The 20,066-nt window shown below is 68.9% G+C and carries 19 protein-coding genes, 1 tRNA gene and 1 pseudogene; 9 read left to right on the plus strand and 12 right to left on the minus strand.

The window, feature by feature from the left end:
- Positions 1 to 488: 488 nt before the first annotated feature.
- Positions 489 to 893, plus strand: a complete 405-nt coding sequence (locus tag AC3IYJ_RS21060; protein WP_489396337.1) for an ATP-binding protein — start codon at positions 489 to 491, stop codon at positions 891 to 893.
- A 157-nt stretch (positions 894 to 1,050) separates the two neighbouring features.
- Here the strand turns inward: AC3IYJ_RS21060 and AC3IYJ_RS21065 are convergent, their stop codons facing one another.
- From AC3IYJ_RS21065 to AC3IYJ_RS21080, 4 genes are all read right to left on the minus strand, one after another.
- The gene (locus tag AC3IYJ_RS21065) at positions 1,051 to 1,365 is read right to left on the minus strand and encodes an SCO5918 family protein (protein WP_489396338.1); all 315 of its coding nucleotides are present in this window, start codon (positions 1,363 to 1,365) and stop codon (positions 1,051 to 1,053) included.
- A 49-nt stretch (positions 1,366 to 1,414) separates the two neighbouring features.
- A complete protein-coding gene (locus AC3IYJ_RS21070) occupies positions 1,415 to 1,831 on the minus strand; it encodes a CBS domain-containing protein (protein WP_489396339.1) in 417 nt (138 codons plus the stop codon).
- A gap of 46 nt (positions 1,832 to 1,877) precedes the next feature.
- Positions 1,878 to 3,410: a DEAD/DEAH box helicase gene (locus tag AC3IYJ_RS21075; protein WP_489396340.1), complete on the minus strand. Its 1,533-nt coding sequence runs from the start codon at positions 3,408 to 3,410 to the stop codon at positions 1,878 to 1,880.
- Positions 3,411 to 3,720: 310 nt separating this feature from the next.
- Positions 3,721 to 3,924 carry a cold-shock protein gene (locus tag AC3IYJ_RS21080; RefSeq protein ID WP_489396341.1) on the minus strand — a complete coding sequence of 68 codons (204 nt, stop codon included), beginning with the start codon at positions 3,922 to 3,924 and terminating at the stop codon, positions 3,721 to 3,723.
- A 515-nt stretch (positions 3,925 to 4,439) separates the two neighbouring features.
- On the opposite strand from AC3IYJ_RS21080, the gene AC3IYJ_RS21085 reads away from it, so the two are divergent.
- A complete protein-coding gene (locus AC3IYJ_RS21085; protein WP_489396342.1) occupies positions 4,440 to 4,661 on the plus strand; it encodes a hypothetical protein in 222 nt (73 codons plus the stop codon).
- 171 nt (positions 4,662 to 4,832) lie between these two features.
- Here AC3IYJ_RS21085 and AC3IYJ_RS21090 read toward each other — a convergent pair.
- Together AC3IYJ_RS21090 and AC3IYJ_RS21095 are read right to left on the minus strand one after the other, a co-directional pair.
- Positions 4,833 to 5,403, minus strand: a pseudogene (locus tag AC3IYJ_RS21090) (restriction endonuclease).
- Complete coding sequence (locus AC3IYJ_RS21095; RefSeq protein WP_489396343.1) at positions 5,400 to 5,702, minus strand: hypothetical protein; 303 nt, start codon at positions 5,700 to 5,702, stop codon at positions 5,400 to 5,402. The pseudogene AC3IYJ_RS21090 and the gene AC3IYJ_RS21095 overlap by 4 nt, the downstream one beginning before the upstream one ends.
- A gap of 1,035 nt (positions 5,703 to 6,737) precedes the next feature.
- On the opposite strand from AC3IYJ_RS21095, the gene AC3IYJ_RS21100 reads away from it, so the two are divergent.
- Positions 6,738 to 7,670, plus strand: coding sequence for a helix-turn-helix domain-containing protein (locus tag AC3IYJ_RS21100; protein ID WP_489396344.1), 933 nt, complete (start codon positions 6,738 to 6,740; stop codon positions 7,668 to 7,670).
- Between the two features lie 234 nt (positions 7,671 to 7,904).
- On the opposite strand, the gene AC3IYJ_RS21105 is transcribed toward AC3IYJ_RS21100, so the two are convergent.
- From AC3IYJ_RS21105 to AC3IYJ_RS21115, 3 genes are all read right to left on the minus strand, one after another.
- The gene (locus AC3IYJ_RS21105) at positions 7,905 to 9,506 is read right to left on the minus strand and encodes an ice-binding family protein (RefSeq protein ID WP_489396345.1); all 1,602 of its coding nucleotides are present in this window, start codon (positions 9,504 to 9,506) and stop codon (positions 7,905 to 7,907) included.
- A 607-nt stretch (positions 9,507 to 10,113) separates the two neighbouring features.
- A complete protein-coding gene (locus tag AC3IYJ_RS21110) occupies positions 10,114 to 10,362 on the minus strand; it encodes a hypothetical protein (protein WP_489396346.1) in 249 nt (82 codons plus the stop codon).
- 40 nt (positions 10,363 to 10,402) lie between these two features.
- Positions 10,403 to 10,473: transfer RNA gene (locus AC3IYJ_RS21115), tRNA-Gly, on the minus strand.
- Between the two features lie 478 nt (positions 10,474 to 10,951).
- Between AC3IYJ_RS21115 and dcd the strand changes: the two genes are divergently transcribed.
- Together dcd and AC3IYJ_RS21125 are read left to right on the plus strand one after the other, a co-directional pair.
- On the plus strand, positions 10,952 to 11,539 hold the full coding sequence (gene dcd, locus AC3IYJ_RS21120) for a dCTP deaminase (protein WP_371617063.1): 588 nt from the start codon (positions 10,952 to 10,954) through the stop codon (positions 11,537 to 11,539).
- Positions 11,536 to 12,036, plus strand: coding sequence for a phosphoribosyltransferase (locus AC3IYJ_RS21125; RefSeq protein ID WP_330297658.1), 501 nt, complete (start codon positions 11,536 to 11,538; stop codon positions 12,034 to 12,036). The genes dcd and AC3IYJ_RS21125 overlap by 4 nt, the downstream gene beginning before the upstream one ends.
- 100 nt (positions 12,037 to 12,136) lie before the next feature.
- On the opposite strand, the gene AC3IYJ_RS21130 is transcribed toward AC3IYJ_RS21125, so the two are convergent.
- Complete coding sequence (locus AC3IYJ_RS21130) at positions 12,137 to 13,048, minus strand: Yip1 family protein (protein WP_489396347.1); 912 nt, start codon at positions 13,046 to 13,048, stop codon at positions 12,137 to 12,139.
- Between the two features lie 281 nt (positions 13,049 to 13,329).
- Here AC3IYJ_RS21130 and AC3IYJ_RS21135 point away from each other — a divergent pair, with 281 nt between their 5' ends.
- Together AC3IYJ_RS21135 and AC3IYJ_RS21140 are read left to right on the plus strand one after the other, a co-directional pair.
- Positions 13,330 to 13,692, plus strand: a complete 363-nt coding sequence (locus AC3IYJ_RS21135; protein WP_489396348.1) for a hypothetical protein — start codon at positions 13,330 to 13,332, stop codon at positions 13,690 to 13,692.
- Positions 13,689 to 14,000 carry a hypothetical protein gene (locus AC3IYJ_RS21140; RefSeq protein ID WP_489396349.1) on the plus strand — a complete coding sequence of 104 codons (312 nt, stop codon included), beginning with the start codon at positions 13,689 to 13,691 and terminating at the stop codon, positions 13,998 to 14,000. The genes AC3IYJ_RS21135 and AC3IYJ_RS21140 overlap by 4 nt, the downstream gene beginning before the upstream one ends.
- Before the next feature lie 93 nt (positions 14,001 to 14,093).
- Here AC3IYJ_RS21140 and AC3IYJ_RS21145 read toward each other — a convergent pair whose 3' ends face one another.
- Both AC3IYJ_RS21145 and AC3IYJ_RS21150 read right to left on the minus strand, forming a co-directional pair.
- Positions 14,094 to 16,691: a (Fe-S)-binding protein gene (locus AC3IYJ_RS21145; RefSeq protein WP_489396350.1), complete on the minus strand. Its 2,598-nt coding sequence runs from the start codon at positions 16,689 to 16,691 to the stop codon at positions 14,094 to 14,096.
- A 110-nt stretch (positions 16,692 to 16,801) separates the two neighbouring features.
- Positions 16,802 to 17,335, minus strand: a complete 534-nt coding sequence (locus AC3IYJ_RS21150) for a sugar transferase (protein WP_489396351.1) — start codon at positions 17,333 to 17,335, stop codon at positions 16,802 to 16,804.
- A 209-nt stretch (positions 17,336 to 17,544) separates the two neighbouring features.
- Between AC3IYJ_RS21150 and dnaK the strand changes: the two genes are divergently transcribed.
- Both dnaK and grpE read left to right on the plus strand, forming a co-directional pair.
- On the plus strand, positions 17,545 to 19,389 hold the full coding sequence (gene dnaK, locus AC3IYJ_RS21155; protein WP_489396352.1) for a molecular chaperone DnaK: 1,845 nt from the start codon (positions 17,545 to 17,547) through the stop codon (positions 19,387 to 19,389).
- Positions 19,389 to 20,057: a nucleotide exchange factor GrpE gene (grpE, locus tag AC3IYJ_RS21160; protein WP_489396353.1), complete on the plus strand. Its 669-nt coding sequence runs from the start codon at positions 19,389 to 19,391 to the stop codon at positions 20,055 to 20,057. The genes dnaK and grpE overlap by 1 nt, the downstream gene beginning before the upstream one ends.
- The last annotated feature ends 9 nt before the right edge of the window (positions 20,058 to 20,066 follow it).

Raw genomic sequence — 20,066 nt, forward strand, 5'->3', positions numbered from 1 at the left:
TGGCGCTTCAACTCCTCCGTTCATCCCTCGGTGTCAACCACTTACCAGGCGGGGGACTGCGTACTGCGGGTACTTCTCTCACTGCTGGTACTGCGAACTGCGCGTGGCCTGGCCAAGCGCCACCCCTCGGCAGCCAGCCCCGTCGCCCGTCGTGCGTCTGCTCTGGCTTGGAACCCCACTGCCGAACTTCCCGGTGCGTGCGCCCGCAGCCGACGCCTTCACCGAGGTGCTGCTCACTGACTTCACTGCTGGTTACTGCACCTACAGGTACTGCTGCCCGGCAGTTCGTCTCTGCCAGGCCCTGCTGTCTCTCTGGGCTACGAGAGAAACCATAACCACGTAACCACCCAATGTCTACTTCAGCCAAGGTAGATTTTTGAGTGCGTGTCGCTGAGGTAATCGGATCCCGTCAGGTTGAACAGTCGTGGGTCAGGGCACAACGACCGGGCAGGCAAGGCCGGACACCGACAACAGACCCGGAGCGCGCGATGACCGCGATGAGCGCCCAGTGCACAGCCCTTGCTTCTCTGTCCGCCGTCGCCGAGGCGCGCCAGGCCGCCCGGACATTCCTCGAAACCCTCGGCCAGCCGGCCGTCGGGCCGGAATGTGCCGACACCGTGATCCTGGTCGTCTCCGAGCTCGTCACCAACGCCCTGCGTCACGGCGGCGGCGCCTACACGCTCCGGCTGGCCGTGCACCCCGACATCATCGAGGTCGCAGTCGAGGACTCCAGTCCCCATCCGCCACGCATGCGTACCCCCGACCACGTCGACGGCACCGGCGGGTTCGGCTGGCACATGGTCAACGACCTCGCCCACGCCACCATCGTCACGCCCACGCCCGAAGGCGGGAAGACCGTACGCGCCCTCCTGCCCCTTCGGACCTGCGGATAGGCGCGAGCCCGCGGGCGGGTAGCCGGTCCAGGGCTTCTCCGGGTTTCTCCGCACGGATTCTGGCGGTCAGGACTCGGTACGCGAAGAGGGCCCGACCGGCGTGCGCCGGTCGGGCCCTCTTCGCTGTTCGGGTGGCGGCATGTGCCGGGCCCACCGGTCAGGCGGTCACGGGGGAGCCGAGCATCGCGGAGGCCCGCTGGAGCGGGCTGAGCATGCGCGTGGCCACGGCTGTTCGGGGAAGGCTGCCGCGGCAGGTGAAGCCGAGCTGGGTCATGGCGCGGAGGACTTCGCCGACGCTGAAGTCGCGGCGGTCCTGGCGGGTGATGACCTGGCCGACCTGCTTGACGGGGTATGTGCGTCGGCCGATGATCACGGACTCGCCGATGACCTGCTCGGGCTTGATGCCCTTCATGGACTCCAGGACGCCGCTCTTGGTCAGGTCGAACGGGAAGCGGGCGATGACACAGCGCATGATGCCTCACAGGGAGAAGGAGGGGACGGTCGTGCCGAGCTGGGACGGTTCAGCGGGCGAGGGCGAGGATGCCCAGGGCGCTGCCTTGTTCGTCTACGACGGGCAGGGCGGTGAGCCTGCGGTAGCGCATCGCGTGCTCGGCCTCGGCCATCGCGGTCATGGGCGAGGTGAACGCCCCACGGTCGCCGAGGACATCGCGTACGCGGAGCCGGTCCGTGTACGCCGCGCTCACGCGGACGGCGGTGAGCTGGGCCTGGGTGACCAGCCCGATACACAGGCCGTCCTCGTCGCAGACGAGCAGATGCTCCGCGCGGGAGCCGGCCATGACGGCCAGGGCCACCTCGACGGTCATGTCGTCGCAGACCTGCGGACCACCCGCTTCCATGGCCTCGTTCACCGTCCGGTGGACGAGGTCGGCATGAGCATTGGCATGCGCCGGGCGGGGCTGCATCTGGACCAGCGTCAAAATCTGCCTCCTGCAGTGATGGGTCAGCTTCCTGATCAAGTTGTTCTCAGGCCGCCGCATCGAAGGCGGACTGCCGCGCGCTCGCGCGCCGGGCGGCCGAAGCGGGCCCGCGGCGACCGCGGGAGGCCGTGCTGCGCTTGGGCCGCTCGGACATCGGTGCGGTGATGGTGACCGGGATGCCGGAGGGTGCCTGGGAGCCGGTGATGCGGTTCAGGGCCTCGTCGCCCGAGCGGACCTGGGTGGTCTGCGGGGTGATGCCCGCGGCCTGCATGAGTCGTGCCATTTCGCGGCGCTGGTTGGGGGTGACCAGGGTGACGACGCTGCCGGACTCGCCGGCGCGGGCGGTGCGGCCGCCGCGGTGCAGGTAGTCCTTGGGGTCGGTCGGCGGGTCGACGTTCACGACGAGGTCGAGGTTGTCGACGTGGATGCCGCGGGCGGCGACGTTCGTGGCGACCAGGACGGTGACGTGGCCGGTCTTGAACTGGGCCAGGGTCCGGGTGCGCTGGGGCTGCGACTTGCCGCCGTGCAGGGCCGCGGCGCGGACTCCGCTGTTGAGGAGGTCCTGGGTGAGGCGGTCCACGGCGTGCTTGGTGTCGAGGAACATGATCACGCGGCCGTCGCGGGCGGCGATCTCCGTGGTCGTCCGCTGCTTGTCGGTCCCGTGGACGTGCAGGACGTGGTGCTCCATCGTCGTGACCGCGCCCTGCGAGGGGTCGACGGAGTGCACGACGGGGTCGGTCAGGTAGCGGCGGACCAGCAGGTCGACGTTGCGGTCGAGGGTGGCGGAGAACAGCATCCGCTGGCCCTCCGGGCGCACCTGGTCGAGCAGGGCGGTCACCTGGGGCATGAACCCCATGTCGGCCATCTGGTCGGCCTCGTCGAGGACGGTGATGGCGACCTGGTTCAGGCGGCAGTCACCGCGGTCGATGAGGTCCTTCAGCCGGCCGGGGGTGGCGACGACCACTTCGGCCCCGGCACGCAGCGCAGCGGCCTGGCGGTGGATCGGCATGCCGCCGACCACGGTGGCCAGGCGCAGCTTGACGGCACGGGCGTAGGGGGTGAGCGCGGCCGTGACCTGCTGGGCTAGTTCACGCGTCGGTACGAGGACCAGCGCGAGCGGCTGCCCCGGCTCGGCGCTCTGGCCGGCCGTACGGGCCAGCAGCGCGAGGCCGAAGGCCAGGGTCTTGCCGGAGCCGGTGCGACCGCGCCCCAGGACGTCACGGCCCGCGAGGGTGTTGGGCAGGGTCGCGGCCTGGATCGGGAACGGCGTGGCCATGCCCTCGCGGCTTAGGGTGGTCAGCAGCTGGGCCGGCATGTCGAGGTCGGCGAAGGACTCGACGGCGGGCAGTGCCGGGGTGAGCGTCTTCGGCAGGGCGAATTCTCCCTGGATCGCGGCGGGCCGTCGGCCGTATCCGCCCGAGCGGCTCGGACCGCCGGAACGGCTTGGGGTTCCGGAGCGGCTCGGGGATGAAGAGCCGAAACGGCTGCCGCGACCCGAACCAGCGCCGGCGCCGAAGGCGGGGCCGCCGGTGCGGCTGCGGGTACTGGCCGAGCGCTCGTTCTTACGTGTGGGATTCATGCGAAACCTTCCTTGATGCGGCACGTATCAAGGAATTCCCGCAGCGGAATAGCGGCGCAGAGAATTGCGAGAACGGGCCGAATGGAATGCGGAAGCGGATCCCGTCCGCGAGAAATCTGTGCGGCTACGGGCGCTTGCCGTGAGGTGGCGTCATACGGACGCGAAAATTTGAGAAATGAGCTGGGTGCGGCTCCGAGGAGGCGGCATCCCGTGCTTGGACCCGCGGGTGGAAGCACTGTGGGGGAGATGTGTGCAGCTGGGGCCCGCACCCCGAGGGATGCGGGCCCCAGCTGCACCACGCGCGTCAGCGTCAGGCGGGAACGATGTTCTCCGCCGTCGGGCCCTTCTGGCCCGTCGCGATGTCGAAGGTGACCTTCTGGCCTTCGGTCAGCTCGCGGAAGCCCTGGGCGGCAATGTTCGAGAAGTGGGCGAAGACGTCGTCTCCGCCGCCCTCCTGCTCGATGAAGCCGAAACCCTTTGCCGCGTTGAACCACTTCACGGTGCCAGCAGCCATGTCATATCTCCTTGGGGGCAGTACATCGGAGTCCGCACTGTGCGGAGACCGTGTCGCCGCGATGATGCCCCGCCCGGAATTGACCGGAAATATGAAGCACCACCATGCGGCGCGGAGGCCGGCTGGAGGTGCTCTAAGTTTTTGGGTACCAAAACTGCAACCGAGATGGACAGTAGCATGCCGCAGTGGATTCCATGGGGCGAATATTTATAACCCCTGCACTGCGGCAAAAACTCTCCTCGCGTCGCCCGCTAAACCCTCTGCCCGCGGGGACAGGTATTGATTCACGCCCAGTGCAGTGTTTCCAAAGTTGGCGTATTCGCCAGCTACGACGTAGGCGGCCCGTCGGAGCGTCCTGCTCCTCCCCCGAGCGCAGTGGGCGGGCAGGATGGCACGAGTGATGGCTGAGCTGAAGTTCGAGACCGTGGTGTGCCCGCACTGCGCTGCCTGGCCGGCTGCCGGGCAGGCCCGGACCGTCGCCGCAGACGGCCGCCGCCGGGTGACGATGACGTGGCATGTTGCTTCCTGCCCGCACTACGTCGGACGCCACCGCCCAATCCGCCGCGAATTTCGTCGGCTGGCTGCGTGAGCACATCGTCCCGGAGGGCGTGGCGATGACGTTCAACACTGCGTGGGGGCTGGAGGAGGATCTGCCCGATGCCGCTGTCCCCGAAGTGACACGGCCCAGGCTTATCGCGGCCTCCTTCGCCCACCTCGAAGCCACTGGCCTGGAGTGAGTGCACGGTGGCGATACAGCAGTCGCTGCCACATGTGAGAGGGCGTTGTCTCGCAGTTCGTCCGGGAGGTTCCCCCGCGGTGAGGCCAGGCATGGGCTGTCTGGCCTCACATGCGTATCCGTATCCATACCGCGGTTTGTCGACGCAGTCGCCCGCTCCCTCTCCCTTCGGTCAGGGGAGCGAGGTGGGTTTGCGGGGTGGTGGGACGGCGCGGAGGAGTTCCCACAGGGTGCGCGAGCCGCTGGCCCACTGGGCGAGGAGGTGGCGGTCGACGAGGTGGAGGTGCTGGGACTTGGCGAAGTCGTGGGCGGGTCCGGAGAAGCGGCCGTTGGTGAGCATGACGAGGACGTCGCCGCCGTGTATCTGGCGGCCGGTGCCGTTGAGGACCTGGAGGTCTGGGGTGCCGACCGCGGATCCCTGCCAGCCGGCCTTGCGGTGCTTGCACTGGATCACCCAGCGGCGCCCGTAGGGGTCGGTGGCTTTGACGTCCGCGCCGTTGTCGCCCCGTCCGCCGACCTTCTGGGCGTCGGCGCAGCCACAGCGCGCCCGCGGCACCGGCTGCGAGGAGGCCGAGCACCAGGACCCAGGGATGGGCGGCGAGCCACGACATCACGGCCACGATGAGGCTGAGGGCCACGAGGCCGGCCAGGCCGATGAGCCACAGCTCCTCCGAGCCGGTGGCCTTCCGGCGCCGCGCCGTGCTGGTGCGCCTGCGCCTCTTCGCGGGTGGGCGGGGGCTCACCTGCCGTTCCCCGTGCTGGGGAAGACGATCGGATAGGAGACCGTCGGTATGGGTTGGGGTGCGGGGTGGTTTTCCCACGTCGGCCACTTGATCGGGTAGACCACCGTCGACTGCGGCCTGGGTAACTCCTGACCCGAGCCTGCTCCGGCCCCCGCAGATGTTGTCCCGTTCCCGAAGACGATCACTCCGGCGACGATCAGGCCGAGCAGCGCGGTCTCCCGCCGTGCCCCGGCAGGGAGCCGGACGTGGCCTTTGACCCGAGTGCCGTCTGCGCGGAAGTAGTCATTGATCCAGGGCACAGCTGTATCCCCCCACCAGTCGCGATGCGGCTCCCTGCGCACCGGATCCATGAAAGCACCCACCACTGACAACGCGTCACCTACTTGTCACCACTCGTGATCATCTGCCGAATCGGGGCGAGCCTGTCTGCGCTTCGACGGGGAGTGCCTTCGGTGGCATTCGGAGGCGTAGGGGGAGCGTCGCGCCGTCGCCAACTTGGCCGCGCAGGCGGTGTGGTCGAGGGCTTGCTTCAGGGTTGCGAACAGGCGAATCCGGGCGCCCATGTGGCGCGGGTCACATGAACCGGCGCTTGGAGCCCTGATGGGCTGCTGACCTGCGAAAACATTCCTCCCCGGGATGCTGCTGGGGGCTCCGGACAGACCCCTGTTGACCGCTGTTCACCGACCTGACTGGCACGTAGTGGCACGCGCTACCCAGAGCGCTGCGCGCTGATCGCCGCGCTAGCCTTGTTTGGTGAGTTCGCCGCCCAGTCCTGGCGCGGCGCCTGCAGGCTGCCGCTGGTGTTCAGCTTGAAGGTCACGTTGACCGGCTGGCCGCTGCACAGGGCATCGGTACTGGCCGGAGACTCGGTCAGCGTGATGGATCTGGCTGACGCGGAGAGCGCGTCGACGGCGTCGCGGTCGCGTCACTCGCGTACGTCGGCCGAACGCATCGCGCCTCGTTCCGCGGGGACGGTGACACAACGGCCCCGGCACATTCACACGCCGGGGCCGCCCTTCCGGGCCGCCGCACGTGAGAGTGCCGCGTCGAGTGTCAGGCCCTGTCGACAGGCATATTACGCAGAAACCTGCATCGGAGTGTGGCAAATTCGGGGCGATTTTCGATTATCGCGGTCGCCTTGAGGCGGTATTCGCATTCCTGTTCATCTAAATCGGAAAATATGGCCGCCTGGGTTAGGGTAATGCGAAGTTTAGGTCGTTCTTCGCCCGGCGCGAATCGCCGTGCGCGAAACGGATTCAAGGCGGATCGGGCGGCCTCGCCCATGGGAGCCTGTTCGCCAATGCAAGGTTCTTTGGAGCGGAGGTATGCGTCCCGTGGGCGTCACTGTGAATCCCACCGTCAGTAGACGCCGACTGGGGTCGGAGCTCCGCCGGCTTCGGGAGATCAGCGGAATGACGACGCAGCAGGTGGCGGAACGCCTGCTGATCTCCCAGCCCAAGATCAGCCTGCTGGAGAACGGCCGCCGCCTCATCAAGCCGCGCGACGTGCGCGATCTCTGTGGGCTGTACGGAGTCCAGGACCAGCGGCGCGTTGACCGGCTGATGCAGCTGGCCACGGAATCGGGTCAGCAGGGCTGGTGGAACTCCTACGGCGACCTCCCCTACGGCGCCTACATCGGTTTGGAGGCCGAAGCGGCCACGATCCGTTTCTACGAGCCCATGGTGATCCCCGGCCTGCTGCAGACTCCTGCCTACGCCCAGGCCGTCATCGCAGGAACGATCCCTCGTCCCACTGCCGAACAGGCCGCCACGCGCCTCCAGGTGCGCCTGCGGCGCCAGAGTCGGCTGGGTTCCCCGCACAATCCGCTGCGCTTATGGGCCGTTCTGGACGAATCGGCGCTGCGGCGCGTCGTGGGCAGCTGCGAGACCATGCGCGAACAGCTGGACCATCTGATCCACCTGAGCGCCCAGCCGCACATCATCCTGCAGGTCCTCCCTCACGATGTGGGTGCGCACCCGGGTGTCTCCGGACAGTTCGCGCTGCTCGAATTTGCCGACGCCGCCGATGGGAGCGTGGTGTACTTGGAAAGGTTCACCAGCGACCTCTATCTGGAGAAACGATCCGACGTGCGGATCTACAGCGATATGTATGCGTACTTGCAGGCCCAGGCGCTGGGCCCGGACCGTACGCGGGATTTCATCGACGAAGTCGCCAAGACGTACGGCCGTACGGAATTCCGGCCTGACCCCCGCCGTCCAGGGCAGGGAGTTCAGCGCGTGCAGGCACCCTGTCCCTCGAGGTCCTGACGGCCAGTCCGTCAGTGAATCCGGCCACCGGATGATTCTTCACCGCCGACTCCTCTCCCTGCGCGGGCTGTTCCGAGCCGCCGGATCTGGGGCCCCCGAGCGTCACCGAGCCCCTGGACGACGAGTCCAGGGGCTCAGCCGCCGAACGGCTGACAGGGCATCCTGTGCGCTTGACCGAGCTTCAGCCCCAGCCTCCGATGGCTAGGGGCGTGAGACGGTCACGTCCGCGACGGGCTAGTCCTGACGGGTAGCCGTACGTCGGACTCTTTTCATGGTGAAGAGGACCGAGCCTCCGAGGAATGCGAGCGCGGCTGCGGAGACGGCCACGATGCCGGGCCCGCTGCTCGCGTGGTTCGCGGCGAGTACGGGCGATGCTCCCTCCGGCTGCTGGCGGGTGGCGGCGCTCACAGGGGCGAAGTTGACGCTCTTGGCCGTGTGGCCGGGACCCACGGGGCTCAGAACGCCGTCGAGCTTGCCCGGCAGGAAGTTGGCCCATGGAGGCTTGCCGTGGTCATCGTGTCCGTGGCCGGGTCGGCCGTCGTCGGGCCCGTCGTGTCCGTGGCCGTGGTCGCCGCCGTCCTCGTCGTCGTGATCGTGGCCGGGTCCGCCATCGTCGTGATCGTGGTCGTGGTGCCCGTGGCCATGGTCGCCGTGGTCACCCTTTCCGCCCTTGTCGCCGCGCGGCCCCTTGGGCCCTGCGGGTCCAGCGGGTCCTGCGGGTCCGGCGGGTCCTGCGGGTCCGGCGGGTCCGGCGGGTCCGGCGGGTCCTGCAGGGCCGGGTGCGCCGACGGGTCCGGGGCTGCCGGTGGGGCCGGGTGCGCCGACGGGTCCGGGGCTGCCGGTGGGGCCGGGTGCGCCGACGGGTCCGGGGCTGCCGGTGGGGCCGGGTGCGCCGACGGGTCCGGGGCTGCCGGTGGGGCCGGGTGCGCCGGGCGAGCCGTCGGGGCCGGGAGCGCCCGTCGGGCCAGGGCTGCCGGTCGGGCCAGGGCTGCCGGTCGGGCCAGGGCTGCCGGTCGGGCCAGGGCTGCCAGTGGGGCCAGGGCTGCCGGTCGGGCCAGGGCTGCCGGTCGGGCCAGGGCTGCCAGTGGGGCCAGGGCTGCCGGTCGGGCCAGGGCTGCCGGTCGGGCCAGGGCTGCCAGTGGGGCCAGGTGCGCCGGTCGGTCCGGGCGAACCGGTGGGGCCGGGCGAACCCGTGGGGCCGGGGGGCCCAGGCGGGCCAACGGCGCAAGCCGCCCTCGTAATGGTGTTGTTGTCCAGCGTGACCGCGCCGTTGCGCGCCAGGGCGCGGCCTTCGATCACGGCGCCGGTGTTCACCGAGATGGACTCCAGGGCCAGGATGTTGCCCTTGAACTGGGAGGTCGTGTCGATGGTGGCGGAGCTGCCCACCTGCCAGAACACGTTGCAGGCATTTGCTCCGTTGATGAAGGCCACGACACTCGCCGGAGCCGTGATCAGGGTCGAGGGGATCCGGAAGATGAAGACGGAGGCGGGGTCGTTCTTGCCGTCGAGAGTGACCGTTCCGGTGATTCCCACTGTCGACGGGGCCGTGTAGACGCCGGGCGCCAGCGTGAGTCCGCCGATCTCGGCCGAAGCGAGCACGGTCCCTGGCCCCCGGCCCGCCGCGTCGTTGTAGGCGGTGACGAGGTCGTTCTTCGCTTGAAGGGCGGCGGCGTCGGGGGCAATGCGCTGCACTCCGTTGACGATGCCGGGCGGAAAGCCGGTCACCGATGTGCCCGGATAGAGTCCCAGGTCGCCGTTGATGATGGTGGGGGTGTTCGTGTTGGTGACCGTCGAACCGGCCAGAACCGCGTAATTGGTGGCGGTCCCCAGTCCCACGGGAGCTTCCGCGGCGTGAGCGAAGTTCGGTACCAGGGTGGCCGCCGCAAAGAGTGCGGTGGGGAGCAGGAAGATGGCTCCCCGTTTGAGCAGACTGCGTTGAGGCGTTCTGTCGGGTGGACCCGATCGAATGACGTCCAATGCCATAGCAGGACCTTTCTGTTGCTTGGCGTCTCAGCCCTCCCGAAGGAGAACCACGGCCGCCCGTGACGATCACTGGCCAGGGCGGAGGGCCCCCACCTGCGATCCCTCGCGAAGGCTCACCCTGAGCGGGGGCCGCCGAGCGACTCCCTGCCAGAGGTAGTGATACGCCGTTACCCGGTAGTACTCACGCATATTTCAGAGCAATAGGCCGTATATCGGAAAAATGAGTCTGCATGGGTGACGCAATGTCAGGAAGGCGGAGGTGTCTCGCACGCATATGCGAATCCGTCGCGCCGTCAAAGCGGGCAGGTCGCGTAGGGCCGGGCCCGAACGGCTTGGACGGGAGTGCGGGATCGGCGCTTCGTATTCGGAGGCCCGCGATGCGGGCGCAGGTGGTGCTCCGTAGGACGTCCCTGCGTGGTGCAGCAGGGAGGTGCGCCTGCTGCACCACACGCCCGGCGATTCACCGGAAGAGGTTCTGCGGCCGCCAACTAGAAATACTCTGCTGCCCTTTGGGCGCGATGCCGCCGTCCGCACCGATCAGGCAGGCGCACTTGCCCTTGAACGGGTACAGGCCACCGGCGCTGCGCGGGTCGACGAAGTGCGGATCGATCTTCGACTTGGGCCTGCACTCCTCGATGAAGCCGCCCTGGGACGCTCGGGTATCGAGTGGTGCGCAAGTGGTGCGGGGTCCCTGAGCAGGTCTAGACAACGAAGAAGGCCCAGGTCGCTGACCTGGGCCTTCTTGCAAGAGCGGATGACGGGAATCGAACCCGCGCTATAAGCTTGGGAAGCTCATGTTCTACCATTAAACTACATCCGCATATCGGTCCAGTTGCCTGGATCCGTATCGTTCCTCACCCTACCCCATGATCTACCCCTGGTGAATTAACCCCGGGGCCGTTCGTGCGTGTGTGGTGCACGGAGGGTCGTGGGGGCGGGAGTTGGGGCGTACCTTGTGAGTGCGGAGCGGCGGCTGGAGTGGGTCTTGTTCATCCCCTAATGTGGCGATTCGTCGCAGTACGGCTGGTTGGGGAAAGGGACTCGATGGAGCACACCGTCGTCCGTTGTGCCGAAGGGCACGTATTCAGCACCGCTTCGTTCCCGCTGCAGCACCTCGGTGCCGGCCGGATCGGGCCGGGCCGGCTGTTGCGGTGTCCGCGCTGCGCGCGGCTGAGGCACGCGGTGCCCGTGGGCGGTGCCCCCAAGCGGTAGGGATCGCGGGAGCCGCAGGTGGTCGACCGGCGCGCGGGGATCCGCCTCGATTGGGGCGGCCCGCGCGCTCTGCGTATCCTCGGGACGTGCTTCTCTCTGACAAAGACATCCGGGCCGAGATCGACAGCGGACGGGTTCGCATCGACCCATTCGAAGAGTCGATGGTGCAGCCCTCCAGCATCGATGTACGTCTCGACCGGTTCTTCCGGGTGTTCGAGAACCACCGCTACGCCCACATCGACCCCGCCACCGAGCAGCCGGATCTGACCCGGATGGTCGAGCCGGAGGGGGACGAGGCGTTCATCCTCCACCCGGGTGAGTTCGTGCTCGCCTCGACGTACGAGGTCATCTCGCTGCCCGAGGACATCGCCTCCAGACTGGAGGGGAAGTCCAGTCTCGGCCGGCTGGGGCTGGTGACGCATTCGACCGCCGGGTTCATCGACCCGGGCTTCTCCGGGCACGTGACCCTCGAGCTGTCGAACCTCGCCACGCTGCCGATCAAGCTCTGGCCGGGTATGAAGATCGGGCAGCTGTGTCTGTTCCGGCTCAGCTCGCCCGCCGAGTTCCCGTACGGGAGCGAGCGGTACGAGTCCAGGTACCAGGGGCAGCGCGGACCGACCGCCTCGCGCTCCTTCCAGAACTTCCACCGAACCCAGGTGAGGCACGAGGCATGAGCAACGGAGTACGCGAGAACCTTGACTACGAGGGGTTCGGGCGCGCCGTGCGCGAGCTGGCGCAGACCATCGCCGACGACGGCTACGAGCCCGACATCATCCTGAGCATCGCCCGGGGCGGCGTCTTCGTCGCCGGAGGACTGGCGTACGCCCTGGACTGCAAGAACATCCACCTGGTGAACGTCGAGTTCTACACCGGGGTCGGCACCACTCTGGAGATGCCGGTCATGCTGGCACCCGTGCCGGACGCGATCGACTTCTCCAACAAGAAGGTCCTGATCGCCGACGACGTCGCCGACACGGGCAAGACCCTGAAGCTGGTCCACGACTTCTGCCTCGGCGCCGTGGCCGAGGTCCGGTCCGCCGTGATCTACGAGAAGTCGCACTCGCTCGTGAAGTGCGAGTACGTGTGGAAGAAGACCGACGAGTGGATCGAGTTCCCGTGGTCGGTCCAGCCGCCCGTCGTGCAGCGCGAGGGTCAGGTTCTCGACGCCTGAGCGGTGCGTAGTAGGTAGTGCGTAGTAGGTAGTGAGGAGGGGCCCGCCGTGCGGTTCGCGCGGCGGGCCCCTTCGTGCGTGTTTCCGGTGTCCGTGCTGGTTAGAGGGTGCCCAGCTTGATGATCGACAGCAGGGCGATCAGCTGGATCGCCGACGCGCCCAGGGCCTTCGGCCACGGCAGGTCGTGCGATTTGCTGACCAGCGCGGTGAAGAGCGCGCCGGCCGCCACCCAGGTGGCCCAGCCCAGCACCTGCACGAACATGTTGTCCCCGCCCAGGAACATCGCGAACAGCAGGCGCGGGGCGTCCGTGAGGGTCATGACCAGCATCGACAGGCCCACGGTGGGCTGCCAGGCCCCGTCGCCGCCCAGCTGGCGGGCCAGGGTGTGGGTGACGGCGCCGAGGATCAGGCCGCAGATCACGAAGGCCACGCCCGCCGACAGGACGATCGGGATCGCCTTCGTGAGCGTGGCGTTGATGACGTCCTTGCGGGCGTCGTCGAGGCCGAAGACCGCGAGCAGGCCGTAGAGGAAGGTCACGGTCAGCGCGGGGCCCCAGACGGGGTAGTCGCGCATCTGCAGGAACGTCGCCCCCGGCCGCGTCACGATGCCGCGGAGCAGTTCCTTCCACGGCAGCCGCGGACCCGTGGGAGCGGCGGCCTGGGCCGCGCCGGCCTGGTAGGTCGCGCCCTGGTTGTACGGGTACGGGTCCTCGCCGATCGCGAAGGCCTGGGTGTACCCCGGAGCGTCACCCGGGTACGAGCCCGGTCCCGGGCCCTGGCCCGCGGGCGCGCCGGGGCCGCCGTGCGGGTCGTAGTACTCGGGCTCGCCGTGGCCCCCGGCGGCGGCCTGCTGGGGCCACTGCTGGGGAGCGTAGGGCTGCTGGCCGTACGGTGCGGGAGGCTGCTGCGCCTGGTGGGGCGCGGCCTGCTGCTGACCGTACGGCTGCTGCCGCGGGGGTTGTTGCGGGGTGCGGTTGTTGTCCCGGCCGCGTCCGATCCTGAATCCAGCCACGTGATCGAAAGTACCCGCTCCGGCGGGGCCCGGTGGCCGGGCTGCCGGAAACAGCCCCCTTTGCGGCTGACCTGTGACATCCCCTAGGGGGCGATCGGGGGACGCCTCAGGGATGGCCCGCAGGGGCTCCGGCGGGTCTTCCCGGGGTGGGTTACGTGGCTGCGCGGCCGTCTGCGGGACTCCGTTACACGGCCGATGGAATACGGACATACCGGACCCATGGCTTCGTTGGTGTCGCCGCCGCGAACCCCGGACCAACGAGCACGAGAAGAGCCTTCCCCATGCGCAGCCCCCGCCGCCGCACCACCCTCCGTACCGCCGCCGTAGTCGCCGGCGCGGCCGCCGTCCTGGCGCTCCCGGTCGGGTCCGCCTTCGCGGACTCCCCGGCCGTCCCGGAGCCGCAGGTCGTGCCCGGAGCGGGCCAGCAGGACCAGCAGGACCCGCCGGCGGGCCGGGTGTTCGTCACCGGTGTGAAGCTGGCCGACGGCTCCGTCGCCAAGGTCTACAAGGTCGGCGCCGACCGGTTCGAGGCCGACATCTTCGCGGGCGGCGCCAAGCTGGACACCCTGGTCAGCGAGGGCGGCGCGGCGGCCTACGGCCAGAACAACGGCCTGCACGTCGTCCTCCAGCCGAACGCACCGTGACCTCCTGGGTCGAGGACGCGCAGAAGCCGAAGCCGGTCGAGAAGTACGAGGTCGCCAAGGACGGCGACCGCGGTACGAAGCCGGTCGCCCCCGCCCCCGCGAAGAAGACCGACTCGGTGAAGACGGCCGCGGAGCAGCAGCGGGTCGTCCCCAAGGGCGGCGTGAAGGCCGGTGCGGAGGGCGTGACGCCGGCTTCGGCGGACGCCGACACCCCGCTGCTGCTGGCCGCCGGCGGGGGCATGGCCGCGGTGGGCGCGGCGGGCCTCGGCTTCGCGATGCTGCGCCGCAGCCGGAGCGACCGGTCCTGACCCGGACCGCCGCCGCCCGATCCCGGACGCGGGAACGGCCCGCCCCCGGATGGGGGCGGGCCGTTCCGCTGTTCCTCTGCGTGCGCTCCCGGGCTACTTGGCCTCGGGGCCCGCTTCGGCCTCCTCGGCGTCGGCCTTGGCCTCGGCCTCTTCGGCCTTCGCCGGAGCCTCCGCCTCGACCTCGGCGGCCGCCTCGACCGGAGCCGCCTCAGCCGCAGCCTCGGGCTCGGCCTCAGCCTCGGGCTCGGCAGCCGCCTCGGGCTCGGCAGCCGCCTCGGCCTCGGCCTTCGCGGCGGCTTCCGCCTCGGCCTCGACCTTCGCAGCGGCTTCCGCCTTCGCCTTGGCAGCAGCAGCCTCCGCCGCCTTCGCCTTGGCAGCCGCCTCGGCCTCGGCCGCTGCCTTCGCGGCAGCTTCCGCCTCGGCCACAGCAGCCGCAGCGGCGGCCTCCGCCTCCGCCTCGGCCGCAGCGGCGGCCTCGTCCTCCGGCAGCTTCACCGACTCCAGCAGCAGCTGCGCCACGTCCACCACAGTGACGTGTTCCTGCGCCTGGCCCTCGTTCTTCTTGCCGTTCACCGAGTCGGTCAGCATCACCAGGCAGAACGGGCAGGCCGTCGAGACGATGTCGGGGTTGAGCGACAGGGCCTCGTCGACGCGCTCGTTGTTGATGCGCTTGCCGATCCGCTCCTCCATCCACATCCGCGCGCCACCGGCGCCGCAGCAGAAGCCCCGCTCCTTGTGGCGGTGCATCTCCTGCTGACGCAGGCCCGGCACGGCGGACATGATCTCGCGCGGCGGCGTGTAGACCTTGTTGTGCCGGCCCAGGTAGCACGGGTCGTGGTACGTGATCAGCCCGTCGACCGGGGTCACCGGCGTGAGGCGGCCCTCGTCGATCAGGTGCTGGAGCAGCTGCGTGTGGTGGATGACCTCGTACTCGCCGCCGAGCTGCGGGTACTCGTTCGCGATGGTGTTGAAGCAGTGCGGGCAGGTGGAGACGATCCGCTTCGCCGACTTCGGCTTCTTCGTCTCCGGGTCCTCGTCGTCCTCGCCGAACGCCATGTTCAGCATCGCGACGTTCTCGGAAGCCAGCTGCTGGAACAGCGGCTCGTTGCCGAGGCGGCGCGGGGAGTCACCCGTGCACTTCTCGTCGCCGCCCATGATCGCGAACTTGACGCCCGCGATGTTCAGCAGCTCCGCGAAGGCCTTCGTGGTCTTCTTGGCCCGGTCCTCCAGCGCGCCGGCGCAGCCGACCCAGTAGAGGTAGTCGAACTCGGAGAGGTCCTCCGCGTCCTTGCCGATGATCGGGACCTCGAAGTCCACCTCCTTGGTCCACTCGACGCGCTGCTTCTTCGCCAGGCCCCAGGGGTTGCCCTTCTTCTCCAGGTTCTTGAGCATCGTGCCCGCCTCGGACGGGAACGCGGACTCGATCATCACCTGGTAGCGGCGCATGTCGACGATGTGGTCGATGTGCTCGATGTCGACCGGGCACTGCTCGACGCAGGCGCCGCAGCTCGTGCAGGACCACAGGACGTCGGGGTCGATGACCCCGTTCTCCTCGGCGGTGCCGATCAGCGGCCGCTCGGCCTCGGCGAGGGCCGACGCGGGCACGTTGGCGAGCTGTTCCGGCGTCGCCTTCTCGTTGCCCTCCATGTCCTTGCCGCCGCCCGCGAGCAGGTACGGGGCCTTGGCGTGCGCGTGGTCGCGCAGCGACATGATCAGGAGCTTGGGGGAGAGGGGCTTGCCGGTGTTCCACGCGGGGCACTGCGACTGGCAGCGGCCGCACTCCGTGCACGTGGAGAAGTCGAGGATGCCCTTCCACGAGAACTGCTCGACCTGGGAGACGCCGAAGACGTCGTCCTCGCCCGGGTCCTCGAAGTCGATGACCTTCCCGCCGCTGGTCATGGGCTGCAGGGCGCCGAGGGCCGTGGAGCCGTCGGCGTTGCGCTTGAACCAGATGTTCGGGAAGCCGAGGAAGCGGTGCCAGGCGACACCCATGTTGGTGTTCAGCGAGACGACGATCATCCAGATCAGCGAGGTGCCGATCTTGATCATCGCGGTGAAGTAGATGGCGTTCTGCAGCGCGCCGAGCGACATGCCCTTGAACGCCAGCACCAGCGGGTACGAGACGAAGTACGCGGGCTCGTACGAGTCCACGTGGTGGATCGCGCCTTCGAGGCCGCGCAGGCACAGGATCGCGAGGCCGATGGTCAGGATGATGTACTCGACGAAGTACGCCTGCCAGGCCTTCGATCCCGCGAAGCGCGACTTGCGGCCGGCCCGCGAGGGCAGCGACGCGAGGCGGATCCCCATCAGGACGACGATGCCGAGGACCGTCATGAGGCCGATGAACTCGATGTAGAGCTCGAACGGCAGGAACTCGCCGATGATCGGGAGCGTCCAGTCGGCCTGGAAGAGCTGCCCGTACGCCTGTACCAGCGTCGGCGGCAGGGTCAGGAAGCCGATCGCGACGAACCAGTGCGCGAAGCCGACGAGGCCCCAGCGGTTCATCCGGCTGTGGCCGAGGAACTCCCGGACCAGGGTGATCGTTCGTGCCTTCGGGTCGTCCGTACGGCTGCCTGCCGGTACGGGCTGTCCGAGCTTCACGAAGCGGTAGATCTGCGCCACGGCTCGGGCGAGCAGCGCGACGCCGACCACGGTCAGGACCAGCGACACGATGATCGCGGCGAGTTGCATGGAAGGGCTCCTCGGGCGGCACTTACTAAGCGGTAACTTATCCAGTCAAGGCTTGAGGTTACCCAGTCCCGACGCCGCAATGTAGCCGAGCGTGCGGTGATCTGCGTCGCTCAGGGTCGCCTGTGCCGCCAGGCCGCCCGCGGGGTCCGCGCGAGGATCGCCAGATCCATCCCCAGCCAGTGGTTCTCCACATAGTGCCGGTCCAGCAGGTCCATTTCCTCCCACGGCAGGTCCGAACGCGCGCCCGCCTGCCACAGCCCCGTCATCCCGGGCCTTACGAGGAGCCGGTCGGGCCGGTCGGTACGGGGTTCCGGACGCGGCCCGACCAGCGACATCTCTCCCCGCGCGACGTTCAGCAGCTGTGGCATCCCGTCCAGCGCACACCGTTCCAGCGCCGCCCCGGCCCGGCCCTTGCCGACCCGGAACCGCCAGGCCCCGTACACCCGCCCGCCGAGCCCGGCCACGGGCTCCCGAACGAGGACGCCCGCGCCCTGGGTCGCGTACAGCAGCCCGGCGACCAGCAGGAGCGGTACGAGGAGCACCCCGATCAGGAGTGCGGCCCCGAGGAGGTCGAGGACCCGCTTGGCCGGTGGCCTGGCCGGCAGGAGCCCCGGTACGGCGGGGAGGCGTAGCAGCAGAGACATGCCAGCACCGTGCCGGACGCCTCCGGCGGTGTGGGGGTGCCGCGCGGCGGCGGTGCCCCGTTCGGGTGCCGCGCCGCCGCCGCCTCGAGGCTGGCTTGAGCGTAAGTGCGGCCTAAAGGTTGAGTCCCTTCGACTCAGCTCTATTGACGCATGCGCATGCGTGGTGCATCCTTGAGTCTGTTCCACTCAAGTCAGCTGGAGGAATCAAAATGGCACGTGCGGTCGGCATCGACCTGGGCACCACTAACTCCGTCGTCAGCGTTCTGGAAGGCGGCGAGCCCACCGTCATCACCAACGCCGAGGGCGCCAGGACCACGCCGTCCGTCGTCGCCTTCGCCAAGAACGGCGAGGTCCTCGTCGGCGAGGTCGCCAAGCGCCAGGCGGTCACGAACGTGGACCGGACCATCCGTTCCGTCAAGCGCCACATGGGCACTGACTGGAAGATCAACCTGGATGGCAAGGACTTCAACCCGCAGCAGATGAGCGCCTTCATCCTGCAGAAGCTGAAGCGCGACGCCGAGGCGTACCTGGGCGAGAAGGTCACGGACGCGGTCATCACCGTCCCGGCCTACTTCAACGACTCCGAGCGTCAGGCGACGAAGGAAGCCGGCGAGATCGCGGGCCTCAACGTCCTGCGTATTGTCAACGAGCCGACCGCCGCCGCCCTGGCCTACGGCCTCGACAAGGACGACCAGACCATTCTCGTCTTCGACCTCGGTGGCGGCACCTTCGACGTGTCGCTCCTCGAGATCGGTGACGGCGTCGTCGAGGTCAAGGCCACCAACGGTGACAACCACCTCGGTGGCGACGACTGGGACCAGCGCGTCGTCGAGTACCTCGTGAAGCAGTTCCAGAACGGCCACGGCGTCGATCTGTCCAAGGACAAGATGGCGCTCCAGCGTCTGCGCGAGGCCGCCGAGAAGGCGAAGATCGAGCTGTCCTCCTCCACGGAGACCTCGATCAACCTGCCCTACATCACGGCTTCCGCCGAGGGCCCGCTGCACCTGGACGAGAAGCTCACCCGCGCCCAGTTCCAGCAGCTGACCTCGGACCTGCTCGAGCGCTGCAAGAGCCCGTTCCACAACGTCATCAAGGACGCGGGTATCAACCTGTCCGAGATCGACCACGTGGTCCTGGTCGGCGGCTCCACCCGCATGCCGGCCGTCGCCGAGCTCGTCAAGGAGCTCACCGGCGGTCAGGACGCCAACAAGGGCGTCAACCCGGACGAGGTCGTCGCCCTCGGCGCGACCCTCCAGGCGGGCGTTCTCAAGGGTGAGGTCAAGGACGTCCTGCTCCTCGACGTGACCCCGCTGTCCCTCGGTATCGAAACCAAGGGCGGCATCATGACCAAGCTCATCGAGCGCAACACCACGATCCCGACCAAGCGGTCCGAGATCTTCACGACGGCCGAGGACAACCAGCCGTCCGTGCAGATCCAGGTCTACCAGGGCGAGCGCGAGATCGCGGCGTACAACAAGAAGCTCGGCATGTTCGAGCTGACCGGTCTGCCGCCGGCCCCCCGTGGCATCCCGCAGATCGAGGTCTCCTTCGACATCGACGCCAACGGCATCATGCACGTCACGGCGAAGGACCTCGGTACGGGCAAGGAGCAGAAGATGACCGTCACCGGCGGCTCCTCGCTCGCCAAGGACGAGGTCGACCGCATGCGCCAGGAGGCGGAGCAGTACGCGGACGAGGACTCCCGTCGCAAGGAGGCGGCCGAGTCCCGCAACCAGGGCGAGCAGCTCGTCTACCAGACGGAGAAGTTCGTCAAGGACAACGAGGACAAGGTCCCGGCCGAGGTCAAGGACGAGGTCCAGGCGTCCATCGACGAGCTGAAGGAAAAGCTCAAGGGCGAGGACACCGCCGAGATCCGCACCGCGACCGAGAAGCTCGGCGCCGTCAGCCAGAAGCTCGGCCAGGCGATCTACGCCGACGCCCAGGCGGCCCAGGGTGCGGCGGGCGCCGAGGGTGCTCACGAGGCCAAGGCCGACGACGACGTCGTCGACGCCGAGATCGTCGACGACGAGAAGCCGAAGGGCGGCGCTGCCTGATGTCGGAGGAGACCCCGGGCTTCGACGAGAAGCCCGAAGTCCCCACCGGCGCGGACGACGCGGCGGCCGCAGAGCCGAAGACCGCAGGCTCCTCCAAGGAGGAGCCTGCGGCCCCGGCCGGGGACGCAGCAGCAGCGGCAGCGGATGTGGCCCTCCTGGCTCAGCTGGACCAGGCCCGTACGGCGCTCGGTGAGCGCACCGGTGACCTCCAGCGGCTCCAGGCGGAGTACCAGAACTACCGCCGCCGGGTGGAGCGGGACCGGATCGCCGTCAAGGAGATCGCGGTCGCGGCCCTCCTGACGGAACTCCTCCCGACCCTGGACGACATCGGCCGGGCGCGGGAACATGGCGAGCTGGTCGGCGGCTTCAAGTCGGTGGCCGAATCGCTGGAGACCGCCGCGGCCAAGATGGGCCTGCAGCAGTTCGGCAAGGAGGGCGAGCCCTTCGACCCGACGATCCACGAGGCCCTGATGCACTCGTACGCGCCGGACGTCACCGAGGACACCTGCGTGGCGATCCTGCAGCCGGGGTACCGGATCGGCGAGCGTACGATCCGTCCCGCGCGGGTCGCGGTGGCCGAGCCCCAGCCGGGCGCGGCGCCGAAGTCCGAGGCGGCGGAGGCCGACGCGTCGTCCGACAAGGACGCGGATGCCCCCGAAAAGGGCTGAAGTTGAACC

Source organism: Streptomyces sp. GL_140, assembly GCF_057834465.1.